The sequence below is a fragment of the Cobetia sp. 29-18-1 genome (genome assembly GCF_029846405.1).
GTDB lineage: Bacteria > Pseudomonadota > Gammaproteobacteria > Pseudomonadales > Halomonadaceae > Cobetia > Cobetia amphilecti.
Window position 1 is genome coordinate 41,050 of record NZ_JARWKS010000016.1, and the last position, 15,591, is coordinate 56,640.

The 15,591-nt window shown below is 64.4% G+C and carries 11 protein-coding genes; 4 read left to right on the plus strand and 7 right to left on the minus strand.

Annotation, left to right across the window (positions count from 1 at the left end; translation table 11 throughout):
• Nucleotides 1-95: 95 nt before the first annotated feature.
• The 3 genes from rng (at nucleotide 96) to tldD (ending at nucleotide 7,380) form a co-directional block, all read left to right on the plus strand.
• Entirely contained in the window at nucleotides 96-1,559 is a 1,464-nt protein-coding gene (gene rng / locus QD208_RS12860) for a ribonuclease G (protein ID WP_043332570.1), read from the plus strand.
• A gap of 80 nt (nucleotides 1,560-1,639) precedes the next feature.
• Nucleotides 1,640-5,923: an AsmA-like C-terminal region-containing protein gene (locus QD208_RS12865; protein WP_279837028.1), complete on the plus strand. Its 4,284-nt coding sequence runs from the start codon at nucleotides 1,640-1,642 to the stop codon at nucleotides 5,921-5,923.
• Nucleotides 5,920-7,380 carry a metalloprotease TldD gene (tldD, locus tag QD208_RS12870; protein WP_107335429.1) on the plus strand — a complete coding sequence of 487 codons (1,461 nt, stop codon included), beginning with the start codon at nucleotides 5,920-5,922 and terminating at the stop codon, nucleotides 7,378-7,380. Before QD208_RS12865 ends, tldD begins: the two co-directional genes overlap by 4 nt.
• Nucleotides 7,381-7,517: 137 nt before the next feature.
• Here tldD and yjgA read toward each other — a convergent pair whose 3' ends face one another.
• On the minus strand, nucleotides 7,518-8,021 hold the full coding sequence (gene yjgA / locus QD208_RS12875; RefSeq protein ID WP_043332563.1) for a ribosome biogenesis factor YjgA: 504 nt from the start codon (nucleotides 8,019-8,021) through the stop codon (nucleotides 7,518-7,520).
• A 76-nt stretch (nucleotides 8,022-8,097) separates the two neighbouring features.
• On the opposite strand from yjgA, the gene pmbA reads away from it, so the two are divergent.
• Nucleotides 8,098-9,468 carry a metalloprotease PmbA gene (pmbA, locus tag QD208_RS12880; protein WP_279837029.1) on the plus strand — a complete coding sequence of 457 codons (1,371 nt, stop codon included), beginning with the start codon at nucleotides 8,098-8,100 and terminating at the stop codon, nucleotides 9,466-9,468.
• A 105-nt stretch (nucleotides 9,469-9,573) separates the two neighbouring features.
• On the opposite strand, the gene mgtE is transcribed toward pmbA, so the two are convergent.
• From mgtE to QD208_RS12910, 6 genes are all read right to left on the minus strand, one after another.
• A complete protein-coding gene (gene mgtE / locus QD208_RS12885) occupies nucleotides 9,574-10,929 on the minus strand; it encodes a magnesium transporter (protein ID WP_279837030.1) in 1,356 nt (451 codons plus the stop codon).
• A gap of 386 nt (nucleotides 10,930-11,315) precedes the next feature.
• A complete protein-coding gene (locus tag QD208_RS12890; protein WP_043332560.1) occupies nucleotides 11,316-11,585 on the minus strand; it encodes an HPr family phosphocarrier protein in 270 nt (89 codons plus the stop codon).
• On the minus strand, nucleotides 11,572-12,507 hold the full coding sequence (rapZ, locus tag QD208_RS12895; protein WP_279837031.1) for an RNase adapter RapZ: 936 nt from the start codon (nucleotides 12,505-12,507) through the stop codon (nucleotides 11,572-11,574). Before rapZ ends, QD208_RS12890 begins: the two co-directional genes overlap by 14 nt.
• A gap of 137 nt (nucleotides 12,508-12,644) precedes the next feature.
• Nucleotides 12,645-13,115 (minus strand): PTS sugar transporter subunit IIA, encoded by a 471-nt coding sequence (locus QD208_RS12900; protein ID WP_279837032.1) that lies wholly within the window; start codon nucleotides 13,113-13,115, stop codon nucleotides 12,645-12,647.
• A 9-nt stretch (nucleotides 13,116-13,124) separates the two neighbouring features.
• Nucleotides 13,125-13,433, minus strand: coding sequence for a ribosome-associated translation inhibitor RaiA (gene raiA / locus QD208_RS12905; RefSeq protein ID WP_043332555.1), 309 nt, complete (start codon nucleotides 13,431-13,433; stop codon nucleotides 13,125-13,127).
• Nucleotides 13,434-14,093: 660 nt separating this feature from the next.
• The gene (locus QD208_RS12910) at nucleotides 14,094-15,542 is read right to left on the minus strand and encodes an RNA polymerase factor sigma-54 (RefSeq protein ID WP_054555105.1); all 1,449 of its coding nucleotides are present in this window, start codon (nucleotides 15,540-15,542) and stop codon (nucleotides 14,094-14,096) included.
• Nucleotides 15,543-15,591 lie beyond the last annotated feature (49 nt).

A 15,591-nucleotide genomic window follows, 5' to 3' on the forward strand; every position in this document is an offset into this window, starting at 1 on the left:
TACCCGTTGCAGGAAATCCTTAGTCGATAGATCACAGCCGGGGGCTCCCTTGCTATGTCATAATCGCAAGCAACGACTTTACAAGGACTTGCGCTATGAGCGGCGAGGTATTGATCAACCTGACACCGATGGAGACCCGCGTGGCGGTGGTCGAGAACGGTGTCCTGCAGGAAGCCTTCATCGAACGCAGCGGGCGACGCGGCATCGTCGGCAACATCTACCGTGGCAAGGTGGTGAGAGTCTTGCCCGGCATGCAGGCGGCCTTCATTGACATCGGTCTCGAACGGGCCGCCTTCATCCATGCCCAGGAAGTCATGCCGGCGCACACGCCGCATGATGAGCAGCTCTCGATCCGCGAGCTGCTCAGCGAAGGCCAGCCACTGGTGGTGCAGGTCACCAAGGACCCCATCGGCACCAAGGGCGCCCGGCTGACCACGCATCTGTCGGTGCCGTCACGCTATCTGGTCTACATGCCGGACTCGCCGCATACCGGCGTATCGCAGCGCATCGAGAGTGATGCCGAGCGTGACCGCCTCAAGGAGCTCACCGAGCAGTGCCTGACGGCGCTGGATCCGGAAGCCCCCGGCGGCTTCATTCTGCGCACGGCGGCCGAAGGTATCAGCGAGGCCGAGCTCAAGCAGGACATGCACTTCCTGCTGCGCCTGTGGCGCAAGGTCAGCGAGCGTCGCCTGACCGCCGCCGTGCCCAGCGTGATCTATGATGATCTGCCGCTGTTCATGCGCACGCTGCGCGACGTGATGCGTGACGAGATCGAGCGCGTGCGCATCGACTCGCGCGAGAACTTCATCCGGCTCAAGGAATTCGCCAGCGAGTTCATGCCCGACATGGAAGGGCGCATCGAGTATTACCCCGGCGAGCGACCGATCTTCGATCTGTTCAGTGTCGAGGATGAGCTGCACAAGGCGATGGGCCGCAAGGTGCAGCTCAAGAGTGGCGGCTATCTGGTGATCGACCAGACCGAGGCGATGACCACCATCGACGTCAACACCGGTGGTTTCGTCGGTCATCGCAACCTCGAAGAGACCATCTTCAAGACCAATCTCGAGGCGGCGACCGCCATCGCGCGCCAGCTGCGGCTGCGCAATCTCGGCGGCATCATCATCATCGACTTCATCGACATGGAAGAGACCGAGCATCAGCGCCAGGTGCTGCGCGTGCTCGAGAAGTCGCTGGAGCGTGATCACGCCAAGAACAAGATGACCGGCGTGACCGAGCTGGGCCTGGTGCAGCTGACGCGCAAGCGCACGCGCGAGAGTCTGGAACAGGTGCTGTGCGAGGCCTGCCCGACCTGTCAGGGGCGCGGCACCCTCAAGACACCGGAGACGGTCTGCTACGAGATCTTCCGCGAGATCATGCGCGAAGAGCGCGCCTACAGCCCGGATACCTACATGGTGCTGGCCTCACAGAACGTGGTCGATCGCCTGCTGGACGAGGAATCCGCGGCCGTGGCGGACCTCGAGAGCTTCATCGGCAAGACCATCCGCTTCCAGGTCGAGGCGCATTACACCCAGGAGCAGTACGATATTGTGCTCATGTGATCTGTCAGCCGCCGCGCCTGCGATGATGCCGGGAGTCGCGTTATCCACATCGTGAGTCTGTCCTGTTCGGAGAACCACCAGTGACCCGTTCTACCTCACAAGAGGCGGCACGTTCTACCTCGCAAGAGGCGGCGCAGGAGGGCGTCGAAGACGCCCCGTCTTCGTCAGCTGTGACGCCAGCGCCACCCTCGCGTGGGCGGCGCTGGGCGCGCAGGCTGCTGATGGCGCTCGCGGTGCTGCTGGCGTTGCTGGCCATCCTGATCGGGGGCCTGCGTTGGTGGTTGACCACGTTGGATTCGCGCACTGAGTCCATCAGTGACTTCATTGCCACCCAGACCCACTCCAATGTGGGGATGTCATCGCTTGAGGGCCGCATGGATCACCTTGATCCGGCCATCAAGCTGTCGGGTCTCAACCTCTTTCGACCCAACGAGATGCAGGCGGCGCCGCTGTTGAGCGTGTCGCATCTGGAAACCCGTCTCGATGTGCTTTCCTCCCTGCGCCATCTGGCGCCTGTCTTTGATCGCGCCACCGCCACCGGCGTCATCGTGCACCTGTACCAGCGCGAAGATGGCAGCTGGGGCTGGCCGGGACCGCCGCGTCCTCCCGAAGCGCTCGAACCCGAAGGACAGATGAGCCTTGCGCAGACGGAGCAGGGGCTGGCGCTGCTGGCACGTCAGCGTGTGCGGCTCGAGGACGTGCGCCTGGTGCTGCATGGTCGCAACGATACCCTCAACCTGAATGCCGCCGAGCTGTTGCTGTCGGGAGAAGGCGATCGCGCGCATCTGGAAGGCCAGTTGCGGGTTGGGGAATCGCCTCAGGCCGGTGTCAGTGCCGTGCTGGAAGTGCTGCCGGGAGACGACGGCCTCGCCGACTACTCGGCCCAGTTGCAGGTGGAGCTGGACGCCGGTGCGCTGGCGAGTGTCGGGCGCCTGATGGGCGAGCGCGACAGCCTGATGCTGCGCGACGCCGATGGCAACGCGACGCTGTGGGCGCGCTGGCGTGACGCGCGACTGGAAGATGCTCGCCTGCGTCTCGATCTCAATCGCCTGACGCTGGATCACCATGGCGCCCAGTTGGCGCTCAAGGACATTCATGCGCGTGGCCAGTGGCTGCGCGACCTGGCGGGCAGTGATCGCTGGCAGGCCTGGCTCAATCAGATATCGGTCGGTGCCACGCAGCTCGATGATGCCCCGGCGGCCGGCGCTCCGGCGGCCGACGCTTCGGTGGCAGATAGTGACGGCCAGACGCCGCAAGCGGCGTCATCGCCAGAAGTCTCCGCGGCGCTTGCCAGTCTGCCCGAGCGTATTTCGCTGTCGGGGGATCTCGCCGAGGGCAGCGTGTCGCTGGTCACCAGCAGTTTCGATCTGGAGAAGGTGGCGCGCTGGCGCAACGTGCTGGCGCTCGGCGAGCTGGGCAATGTGCTCGAGTCTCTCGATCCGCGTGGCACGGCCACCGGCCTCTCCCTGTCGCTGGCCGGGATCGGCCTCGATACCCCGCTGACCATGAAGCTGGCGCTGGGCCTCACCGGCGCCGAGGTGGAACCCTGGCAGGGCGCCCCGGGACTCGGCCCCCTGGCGGCCTGGGTCACCGCGCAGAGTCTTGATGAGGGTGGCATCGCGAGCCGGATCGCGTTTCGCGGTGACCCGGGCATGCGCTTCCACTTCCCCGAGGTCTTCGGCGACGGCTGGCAGCTCGAGGCCGCCGACGGGGTGGTCGAGGTCAAGGTCGATGACAGTGGCAGTAGCGTCTCGGGGCATGACCTGCATATTCAGCGCGCTGGCGCCGATGTGACGGGTGGCTTCGGCCTGCAGATTCCCGCTCAGGATCATGATCGCTTCCAGCTGGATCTCGAGATGCGCGACGTGAACGCCCGTAGCACTCCGCTGGCCTCCTGGTTGCCGATGAAGGTGCTGGACCCGGCGCTGAGCGAGTGGTTGACACGCGATGTCGCGGGGCAGGTCCCCGAGGGCAGCCTGCATCTCACCCAGGTGTGGGATGACGATAATGGCGAAAATGGCTATGGTCCCGGCGATTCGATGGACCTTGAGCTTGCAATCGAGGATGGGCGACTCGGTTACGCCGAGGGCTGGCCTGCGCTGGAGGGCGTCAAGGGCAACCTCGCGCTGCACGACAATACGTTGAGTGCCACGGTCGCGGCGGCGCGCTCTCAGCCGGTCACGGTGCTGGGCAGTGCAGCGCCCCTGGCGGTGCGTCAGGCCGACGTCGACATGCAGGACAACACCTTGAAGATTCAGGGTGACGTGACCGGCAGCGTCGAGGCGCTGTTCGATCTGCTCTCGCATGCGCCGCTCGAGGATACCGCAGCGCTGATCGCCGAATGGCAGGGCAAGGGCTCGGTGGATGCGACGATGGACATCCGCGTGCCGCTGGAGGACGCCGAGCAGACGCGGATCACGGCGGCGGGCAAAGTCGGCGAGCGCCAGGCGGCGACGCTGGCCTTCCCGGGGCCGGGCATCGAGGTTGACGGCATTCGCGGGCCACTCGAGTTCGTGCATGACCCATCCCGCCCCGAGGGGCGCCGTGAACAGTTGACCGGCAATCTCTCCGGCAAGCTGTTCGGCGGTGCGGTCAAGGCGGCGCTCAACATCGGGCAGGCAGACTCAAGCAGCAAGGGCGCGATCACCTTCGACGGCAAGGCGCCATTGGCACCGGTGCTGAGCTGGCTGGGCGCGCCCGAGCACCTGATCGGCGATGCCGCCGAGAACACCCGGGCCGCCTTGCAGGACGGCGAGACCCCGCGCGCGCTGGGCGGCGAGTTCAACTACCAGGCGCGCCTGATGCTGCCGGATGACGGCGCCAGTCTGGCGCTCTCGAGTGACCTCAAGGGAGTGGCCATCAATCTGCCGGCACCCTTTGGCAAGACGCGAGAGGAGGCGGCACCGCTGGCGGTGGATATCGGGCTCGCGGAGGGTGGCGGCGATGTGCGCCTCGACAATCGCGCCCGAGCACGCTGGAAAGGCGGCAATACGCGTGACGATGGCAGCACGGTGCCGATGACGGGTCAGTTGTGGCTGGAGCGTTGGCCGAGTGACCCGCAGTGGTCCACCCAGACCGGCTGGGACATCGCCTGGCGCACACCGACCCTCGCCCCCGAGCTCTGGAAGCCGTGGGCGGGAGCGCTCTCCGGTGAAGGTGGCGTGAGTGGAGAGGGCAGCGCGAGTGGTGAGGGCAGCGACGCTGAGCAGAGCGACCCCCTGCGTGCCTTGTCACGCCTGCGCGTTGCCACCGATTGCCTGATGATCCAGTCCCGGTGTACGGGGCCGATGACGCTGGAGGCCGCGCCGCGCCAGAGCTCGCAGCAGCAAGGGCTGGGGCTGGCCGCGACGCTGGATGGTCAGCTCGCCAGTGGCGAGCTGGTGTGGCAGTCAGGCGCCGCGCGACCGCTGATTCTGGACCTGGATACCCTGAATCTCGATGCCCTGTGGCCCGCGGATGCCGAGCAGGAGACGCAGACCGCCAGTGCGCCAGGCAACTTTACCGAGGCTATCGATGTCGGCATCGAGCCGACGCCGTATCCCGCCGAGCTTGCCGACCTGCCCGCGGGCAGTCTGCGTCTGGCACACCTCATCTGGCGCGATCAGCAGCTGGGGCCGATCAGTGCCGACTGGACCGCCGGCAGCCAGCAGCTGGTGGTGTTGCCGCTCTCCATCACGCTGGGCAAGATCACCGCGGTGGGCAACATCACCTGGGAAGATGCCGGCGCCAACAGTCTGACGCGCGCTCGCCTGTCCGCCGATGGCAGTGACCTGGGCGGGTTGCTCGAGCGTCTCTCCCAGCCGCGCGGTATCGAGGCGGACCGCGCCCGGGCCGAGGTCAAGCTGGCCTGGCCCGGTGCGCCGCAGGACTTTGCCCTGTCGCGCTCCAATGGTCGTGTCGAGGTCAAGCTGGATGACGGACGCTTCCTGAATCTGGGCTCGACCTCTGCCCGCCTGCTCGGGCTGGTCAATGTGGATAACCTGCTGCGCCGGCTGTCGCTGGACTTCTCTGATGTCACCGACAAGGGGACGGCCTTCGACAAGGTGCGCGGCGCAGCGACGCTCTTCGATGGGCGGCTGGAAAGCGATGGCCCCTTGCGTATCGAGGCGCCGTCCACCACCGTGACACTCAACGGGCAGGTCGATCTGCTTCGCGGTACCCTTGATCAACGCATGGCCATCACGGTGCCGGTCAGCCAGAACCTTCCGCTGGCCGCCGTGCTGGCAGGCGCACCCGCCGTGGGCGGGGCGCTGTTCGTGGCCGACAAGATCTTCGGCCGCTTCATCGACAAGGTGACGCAAATTCACTATCGGGTATCAGGCCCCTGGGGCGACCCGAACATTACTCTGGAAAGTGCCGAATGACGCAAAATGCGAGTTCCGGTCGCGTGCTCGACGATGCCGCGGCCCTGTTGCTGACCCCGGGCGGGCTCAGCCTGGATGATCTGGATGCTGGCCTGGCACATGCCATGGGCCCGGGCACCGACTATGCCGATCTCTACTTCCAGCGTATCTGGCAGGAGAGCTGGGTGCTGGAAGACGGCGTCGTCAAGGACGCCAGCTACAACATCGATGGCGGCGTGGGCGTACGCTCACTGGCGGGGGAAAAGACCGGCTTCGCGTACTCCAATCAGATCGATGCCGCCGCGCTTGCCGACACTGGGCGTACTGCGGCGGGTATCTCGCGCAGCGGCAGCAGCGGCACGGTCGCAAGCTCGATCATCACCGAGGCGCCGTCCTTCTATGCGGGCATCGACCCGCTGAATGGCCTGAGCGCCGAGGACAAGGTCGCGATGCTCAAGGAAGCGGACCGCATCGCGCGCAGCCTTGACCCCTCCATCAGTCAGGTGTCGGCCTCGCTGTCGGCGCTTTACGAGGTGGTGATGGTGCGTGCCAGCGATGGCACCCTCGCCGCGGACCTGCGTCCGCTGGTGCGTTTCAACATCAGCGTGATCGCGGTGCGCAATGGCCGTCGCGAGCGTGGCAGTGCCGGTGGCGGTGGTCGTTTCCCGCTGACCCGTCTGCGCGATGAGAATGTCGCCGAGCGTTACGCGCGTGAAGCCGTGCGCCAGGCGCTGGTCAACCTCGAGGCCATCGATGCACCGGCCGGTCAGATGCCGGTGGTGCTGGGCAATGGCTGGCCGGGCGTGCTGCTGCACGAGGCGGTTGGTCATGGTCTGGAAGGTGACTTCAACCGCAAGGGCAGCTCTGCCTTCTCGGGCCGCATGGGCGAGCAGGTCGCGGCACGCGGCGTCACCGTGGTCGATGACGCGACCCTGGCCGATCGCCGTGGCTCGCTGTCCGTCGATGACGAAGGCACCCCGGGACAGTACACGCCGCTGATCGAGGACGGCATCCTCACCGGCTACATGCAGGACAAGCTCAATGCCCGCCTGATGGGCATGGCGCCGACGGGCAATGCGCGTCGTGAGTCCTTCGCGCACCTGCCGATGCCGCGCATGACCAATACCTACATGCTGGGTGGCGATCGCGATCCGCAGGAGATCATCAAGAGCGTCAAGCGTGGCATATACGCGGTCAGCTTCGGCGGTGGTCAGGTCGACATCACCTCCGGGCGTTTCGTGTTCTCCGCCAGCGAAGCCTATCTGATCGAAGACGGCAAGGTGACCACGCCGGTCAAGGGCGCCACCCTGATCGGCAACGGGCCGGAAGCCATGGGCCGCGTCTCGATGATCGGCAACGACCTGGAGCTGGATACCGGTGTCGGCGTGTGTGGCAAGGACGGCCAGTCCGTGCCCGTCGGCGTCGGTCAGCCGACGCTGAAGCTCGATGAGCTGACGGTCGGCGGCACGCAATCCTGAGCGGGTCGCGTTCACAATGAAGCGATGAATACGACGACACCGCCGTGGCAGGGCCATGGCGGTGTCGAGGAAGCGCTTGAGGATCAGTGCATGAGGTTCAGTACGAGAGACGCAGCGCGTGAGCGGCAGACCCCGTATCAGAGGTCGAGTTCGGCCCGCAGCAGCTTGAAGAGCTTCTTGGCGCTGTTGGGCTGTTTGCCGGCGTCACGTTCGGCACGCGCATTGCGGATCAGCTGACGCAGGGCCTGACGGTCCACGTGAGGATAATCCTCGACGAAGATCACGAAGGCTTCATCGTCGTCCAGCAGGCGATCGCGCCAGCGTTCGAGACGCTGGAAGGAAGCATCGCGACGCACGTTCTGCTGCTCCATGGCTTCGAAGACGGCACGCACGGCGTCCAGGTCTTCCTTGCGCATCAGCTTGCCGACGTACTGCATGTGGCGACGCAGGCCTTCGTGACTACGAATGCGATGGGTCTCCTCGATGGCGGCCAGCATGTCGTCAGAGAGCGGGAACTTGGCGCGCTGGCCTTCCGGCAGATCGATGATCTTCTTGCCCAGCGCCTGCAGCTCGATCATCTCGCGCTTCAACTGGGACTTGCTGGGGCGCTCGACGAGCTCCTCGGGTCTTTCTTTACGCATGCCAATTCCAATGAGTCGGGGAAATTTGCGGCAGTATAGCACTGCCGGGCCCCCGTCTCCTCAGAAGGAGAACAACATGAGCCAGGCCTTTGATGCCGTTGCTCAGCAACAACTGCTCGAGCGTCGCGTCAGCGAAGCTCTTGAGCTTGCCCGCAGCCTGGGTGCCGACGCCTGTGAGGTCGGTGCCAGCGTCGATCAGGGCGTCAGCATCTCGGTGCGTGACGGCGAAGTCGAGACGGTCGAGCTGTCACGTGACCAGGGCATCGGCGTGACCGTCTATCTTGGCAATCGCAAGGGCAGCGCGACATCTTCCGATGCCGGCAGCGACTCTATTCGTGCCGCGGTCGAGAAGGCGGTCTCCATCGCGCACTATACCGGCGAAGACAGCTTTGCCGGTCTGGCGCCGGCCGAGCTGATGGCCACCGACTTCCCTGACCTCAAGGCGCATCATCCCTGGGCGATCAGCGTCGATGAAGCGACCGACCTGGCGCTGGCCTGTGAGCGTGCCGGGCTGGGAGTGGAAGGCATCGCACAGTCCGAAGGCGCCAGCTTCTCCAGCGGTGAAGGCGTGCAGGTCTATGGCAACAGCCATGGTTTCCTGGCCAGCCAGTGCGGCAGCCGCCACTCGATGTCATGCATGCTGATCGCCAAGGATGCTCAGGGCATGCAGCGTGACTATGACTACACCAGCGTGCGCAATCCGGCGGACCTGCGCTCGCCCGAGTCGGTGGGGCGTGAAGCCGCGCGCCGCACGCTGGCGCGTCTGAATGCGCGCAAGGTGGCGACGGGGCGCATGCCGGTGCTGTTCGACCCGCAGATGTCGGCCGGGCTGGTCGGTCACTACCTGTCTGCCATCGCCGGCGGCTCGCTGTACCGTGAGTCCAGCTTCCTGTGCGATAGCCTGGGTCAGCCGCTGTTCCCCGACTGGTTCACGCTGGGCGAGAAGCCGCGGGAAGTCGGTGGCATGTCCAGCGCCGCCTTCGACAACGATGGCGTCGCGACGCGTGACAATGTCTACTTTGCCGACGGCAAGGTGCAGAGCTACATGCTGAGCGCCTACAGCGCCCGTCGCCTGAACATGCAGACCACCGGCAACGCCGGCGGCGCGCGCAACGTGCGCATCACCGCGCCGTTGACCTCGCTCGATGAGATGCTCAAGCAGATGGGCACCGGCGTGCTGGTGACCGAGCTGATGGGCCAGGGCGTCAACGGCGTCACCGGTGACTACTCTCGCGGCGCCTCCGGTTTCTGGGTCGAGAACGGCGAGATCCAGCATGCGGTCGAGGAGTTCACCATTGCCGGCAACCTGCGCGACATGGCGGCCAATCTGCTGGCGGTCGGTGATGATGTCGATACGCGGGGCAGCATCCACAGCGGTAGCTGGCTGATCGATGGCATGACCGTCGCGGGCATGTCCGAAGGCGAAGACGAAGAGCTGGAAGGCTGATCACTGACGCTTCTCTGATCGCGCGACAGGCGAGAAACAACACGGCCGCTCCCTCGGGAGCGGCCGTGTTGTTTCAAAAGCAGTCACTGGAACCCGTCGGGCGTATTACAGATAGAGCCAGGTCGCCAGCCCCAGGAAGGCCATGAAGCCGATCACGTCGGTCACGGTGGTCAATATCACGCTGCCGGAGAGGGCAGGGTCGATATTGAGCTTCTTGAGCAGCACCGGCAGCAGCGTGCCCGTTACGGCGGCGATCAACAGATTGATCATGATCGCGGCGCCGATGATGGCCCCCAGCTGGATATCCCCGAACCACACGATGGCGATGCCGGCCACCACCACGGCCCATAACAGGCCGTTGAGCCCCGCGACGATGACCTCGCGCTTGAGTAGCCAGCGGACATTGCCACTCTTGACGTGGCCCAGCGCGATACCGCGAATCAGGACGGTGAGTGCCTGAGAGCCCGCGATGCCGCCCATGCTGGCGACGATGGGCATCAGCACGGCCAGCGCGGTGATCTTCTGGATGGTGCCTTCGAACATGCCGATCACGGCGGAGGCCATGAAGGCGGTCAGCAGGTTGATGCCGAGCCAGACGGCGCGGCGCCACGAGGTCCGCATCACGGGAGAGAAGGTGTCTTCGTCCTCATCCATCCCCGCCATCGACATCACCTGGTGCTCGGCGTCGCCACGGATGACGTCGACCACGTCATCGATGGTGATGCGACCCAGCAGGTTGCCATCGCCGCCGACCACGGGCGCCGAGATCAGGTCGTGCTTCTCGAACAGCGAGGCGACTTCGGTTTCCGGCATCAGGGCCGGAATCACCACGCTGTCGGTGTCCATCACTTCGCGCACCGTGACGCCGGGGTCAGAGACCAGCAGGCGATTGATGGGCAGGGCACCGATGAATTCATCGCGGCGCGAGACGACCAGCAGGGTATCGGTGGAGTCGGGCAGGCGCTCGTGGCGGCGAATGTAGCGCAGCACCACGTCCAGGGTGATGTCCGGACGGATGGTGATGGTGTCCGTGTTCATCAGGCCGCCGGCGGTGTCCTCCGGGAAGGACAGTACCGTTTCGACGCGCAGGCGCTCCTGCGCCTCCATGGAGTCGAGCACTTCGAGAATCACCGCATTCGGCAGGCGCTGCAGAATGTCGGCGACATCATCCGGTTCCAGGTTCTCGGTGGCGGCGAGAACGTCGACGGCGTCCATGTCCTTGAGGAAGTCGGTCTGGATGTCTTCGCCAAGGTATTGAAGGACATCGCCCTGCAGCTCGGCATCGACCAGCTCCCAGAGCAGATTACGCTCCTTGGGGGGCGAGGATTCCAGCAGGTGGGCCACGTCCACCGGCGCGAGGCCGCGATTGAGCATGCGTCTTGCCTGTTCCAGCTCGCCGCTTTCCAGCGCCTGTGACAGGCGATCAAGTCTTGGCTTGAGTTTACGAGACGTCTTGCTCATCTGTCGGCTTCCCCTGTCGACATGAAGGACAGCGCTGATTCTACCATTGGCGTAGGGGGGCGCGTCGACAAAAGAAAACAGTGTTTCTTATCGAAAGGACAATCCGCGTCCCGCCACTGGCACAAAAGCAGCGTTGCATGGCTGCCAGGCGCAAGGATAGGTGCTGGGATAGGTGCAGGGCTAGGTATAAGGGTAGGCGCAAAGACAGGCGCGAAATCCCGCGCGAGCAGTGATGGAGCTGCCCAAGGGAGCTACCAGAGGGGCTGGCCGAAAAGGGATCTGACCGAAAGGAAGGCTGCGCGCAAAGGGCGAGAGGGGCAGGGAGGCGAGAGCCAGATGAACGGGCCGCGACTCACAGCCCTGATCCACAGCGCTGTCAGTGGCGGTTATTCGTCTTCCTCGAAACGCGCCTCGAACAGCGCCTCGATGGCCAGCATCGCCTCATCGGCCTGTTCGCCCTCGACATCGATCAGCAACGTGGTGCCGCAGGGCGCGGCCAGCATCAGCAATGCCATCACATTGGCCGCATTGGCGCGTCGCTCGCCATGACTGACCATCACCGTCGCGCAATAGGGCGCACAGCAATTGACCAGCTTGGTGGCTGCGCGAGCATGCAGCCCGCGGCGGTTGGTCAGCGTCAGCTCACGAGAGGCCATCGCGATGCTCCTGCTGATGTTCTTGCTGATCACTCTCCTCACCCGCGTTGCTCAGCGCGGTATGAATGCCCAGCTCGCGGTGACGCAGGCGCACCTCAGGCAGACGCTCGGCAAAGTAGCTCGCCAGCTGCTCGCACAGGTAGACGCTGCGATGCTGGCCGCCGGTGCAGCCCACGGACACCGTCAGGTAGCTGCGGTTGCTGTCCTGATAGGCGGGCAGCCAGCGTTCCAGCCAGCCGGCGATATCGTCATGCATCGCCTGGACGGTGGGGTAGCGCTGCAGGAATTCGGCCACGCTGTCATCGCGACCGGTATCGCCGCGCAGATTGATGTCCCAGTACGGGTTGGGCAGGCAGCGGGCATCGAACACCATGTCGGCGTCGGTCGGCACGCCATGCTTGAAGCCGAAGGATTCAAAGGTCAGCGTCAGGTGGCGGGAGCTGTGCTGGGCGACCTGCTCGGTGATGCGCGAGCGCAGGTCGTGCACGCTCAGGTTGGTCGAGTCGATGACCAGATCGGCCTTCTGGCGAATGGGAGCGAGCGTCTTCTGCTCGATCTCGATGGCCTCGGCCAGGGTGTGGTCGTTGTCGCGCGTCAGAGGGTGACGACGACGGGTCGCCGAGTAGCGTTCCAGCAGCACTCGCGAATCGGTGGTCAGGTAGACGACCTGCACGTCCATGCCGCTCTGGCGGACGTTGTCGAGCAATTCGGGGAAGCGGGTCAAGGCTTCCGGCAGGTTGCGGGCATCGATGGAGACCGCGATGCGCCGGCGCGCCGGGCTGTCCTTTTCGAGCTGATCGACCAGTGGCGCCAGCAGCATGCCGGGCAGATTGTCGATGGCGTAGTAGCCAATGTCTTCCAGCGCCTGGAGAGCGATGGATTTCCCGGAGCCGGAGCGGCCGCTGATGATCACGATCTTCATGAAGTGCTCTCCAAGGGCGAGGTCAACGTCGAAAGAATGCAGGGGTGGGGCAGAAGGCTGCCCGCTATCAGTGCGCTGTACGTCAGCCGATGGGAGGCCAGCAAGACGAAAGCCCGGACGATGTCCGGGCCTGTCATTCAGCGCGCCGGTAATTCGGCGATGGCTTGGGTCAATGCCTCAAAGAGTGCACGCTGGCTGTCTGCCTGGCGCAGGGCCGAGCGATTGGCCGGGGAATTGAGCAATTCCGCGACCTGCCCGAGCAGCGTCAGATGGGTCTCATCCGCTTCCTCAGGCACCAGCAGCACGAACAGCAGATCGATGGGTTCTCCGTCGATGGCATCGAAGTCGATGGGTTCACCGAGCTTCAGAAACGCAGCGATTGGCGTCTTGCAATGCGGGCTGCGTGCATGGGGCACGGCCACACCGTGGCCAATGCCGGTCGACCCCAGTCTCTCGCGCCCGATCAGGCGCGAGAAGACTTCCTGGCTATCCAGGCTGGGAATGTTCTGTGCGATGAAGGTGCTGAAGAATTCAAGCACCCGCTTCTTGCTCCCCCCGGGGACACCGTACAGCGTGCGCTCGGGGGGAAGGATCTGATCAAGTGTCATGGCTGAAGGTCAACGGGTCCCGGTGCCCTGAGAGCGAGCCTGGGACTTTTCCTTGTGTTTGACCAGCTGGCGATCCAGCTTGTCGGCGAGCGCGTCGATGGCAGCGTACATGTTGGGGTCTTCTGCCAGGGCGTGGAGGTCAGCGCCTGCCGCGTGCAAGGTGCAGGCAGCCTGCTGGCGCTCCTTCTCGATCGACAGTGTCACCTGAACATTGGTGATGTTGTCGTAATGCCGTTCGAGGCGAGCGAGCTTCTCGTTGACGTAATCGCGGAGAGGATCGGTAAGTTCCACATGATGCCCGGTGATATTCACTTGCATGGACACGCTCCTTTATCCAGCGGGTTGCCATTCAATTGTAACCCTTTTTGACTACGAGCAAACCCTGATCGGACGCTCTGCAACAGGCTTGACGGCCACCGTCTGGCGATGTTTTCGCACCCTTGCCAGTGGCGTCAGATGTCGTGAGCGTCTGTACCGACAATGCCCAAGCTTTGCGCAAAGATCAACGCTGCGCTGCATCGTGGCTCAGTGCTTGTCTTCAACTCAGTGAGGGGTAACGGAGTGGACTTCAAGGGCACGTCTGGTGGGTGGTGCGTGAAAGACGCGCAAGAAGGCGGGTTTTCGTCGCCAATCCCTGCATGTACGTCGCCTTTCAGGCGCTTCGATTGCGTGGAGCAAGCGGCGTTTTGGGAGGTTGTCCGGGTGTCATCCAGGTGCAATACGCGCAAAAGTGACTTTAAAAACATGCGATTGACGGTGAATGACGCTGGCGGAATGGCGGTTTTTTGCCGTCATCCTGCGCGCCGTCATGGGCCATGACGGGTAATTGACGAGCGGTTGACGGGATGACAGAGCGCGCGACAGGCGCACCGCTGTCCGCGAAGTCAGAGGCTGATGAGCGGAAAATCCAGGGCTTGAGGTTGGCGGCGGCTGCCATTGTGGAGGTGAAAGCAGGGCATGGCAGCCGCAGATGACGCGTCAGGCCAGACGCTTGCGCTCGCTGGAGGAGGGGATGCCCATCGCTTCGCGATACTTGGCCACGGTGCGGCGTGCGACCTCGATGCCATCGCTGGCGAGCAGATCGACTAGCCGCGAGTCGGAGAGAGGCTTGCGGGCCGGCTCTTCCGCGATCAGCTTGCGGATGCGGGCACGAATGGCGGTGCTTGAGTGGGCGTCGCCACTGCCGCTGCCACCGACCTGGCTCGAGAAGAAGAACTTGAGCTCGAAGACGCCGCGCGGGGTGTGGATGTACTTCTGGGTCGTGACCCGCGAGATGGTCGATTCGTGCATCTCGACCACTTCGGCGATGTTGGCCAGAATCAGCGGCTTCATGCCTTCCTCGCCTTGCTCGAGGAAGTCGATCTGACGCGCCATGATCTCGCGGCCGACCTTGAGCAGGGTGTCATTGCGCGATGACAGGCTCTTCATCAGCCAGCGCGCTTCCTGCAGGTTGTCCTTGAGGAAGGTGTTGTCGGCGGACTTGTCGGCACGCTTGATCAGCGCGGCGTATTCCGGCTGGATGCGCAGCTTGGGCAGCGCTTCCGGGTTGAGCTCGACCTGCCAGCCGTGGCGGGTATGGCGCACCAGCAGATCAGGGATCACGTAATCGCTGGCGGGCTCGCCCCAGGCGGATGCCGGACGCGGGTCGAGCGCGCGCACCAGGCGAATGACGTGATCCAGCTCGTCATCGTCAAGGCTCAGGCGCCGCTTGAGCAGCTTGCGGTCATCGTTGCCCAGTGCCTCGAGGAATTGACGTACCAGGCGGCGCGCCTGCGCCAGCAGCGGCAGATCATCCGGCAGCAGCGCCAGTTGCAGCAGCAGGCATTCGCGCAGATCACGAGCGAAGACGCCGGTCGGGTCGAACTGCTGCAGACGCAGCAATACCTGCTCGAGCTCGGAGGCCTTGAGGCCGGGCAGGCCCTGGCCACGCAGGCCATCGACCAGCTCATCGAGAGACAGGCTCAGATAGCCGGCGCCGTCGACGGCATCGATCAGGCTCTCCGCCATCTGGCGTTCACGGCCATCGAGGTCGGTCATCGCCAGCTGCCAGCGCAGGTGGTCCTGCAGGCTCTCGACGCTGGTATTGCGATCGAAGTCCGGCCCTTCTTCGCTCCCGCTGCCACTGCCGGAGCTGGTCAGGCTACCGGCGTGGTCCTGGTAGAGGTCCGACCAGTCACTGTCGAGGGGGTATTCCTCGGGAATCTCGCTCGAGGAGTCGGCAGTGGAGATCTCGCTCGAATCCTGTGTCTCGACGACATCCAGCGACTCGTAGTCCTCGTCGAGCTCCAACATGGGGTTGGACTCGAGGGCTTGCTGAATCTCCTGACGCAGGTCGAGCGTCGACAGCTGCAGCAGCTGGATCGCTTGCTGGAGCTGCGGCGTCATGGTCAGCGAGGTGCCGAGGCGGAGTTGCAGGGTGGGTTTCATGGAGTCAGTCAATTCACGGCAAAGGAACGTGCTTACTACGCTATACCGT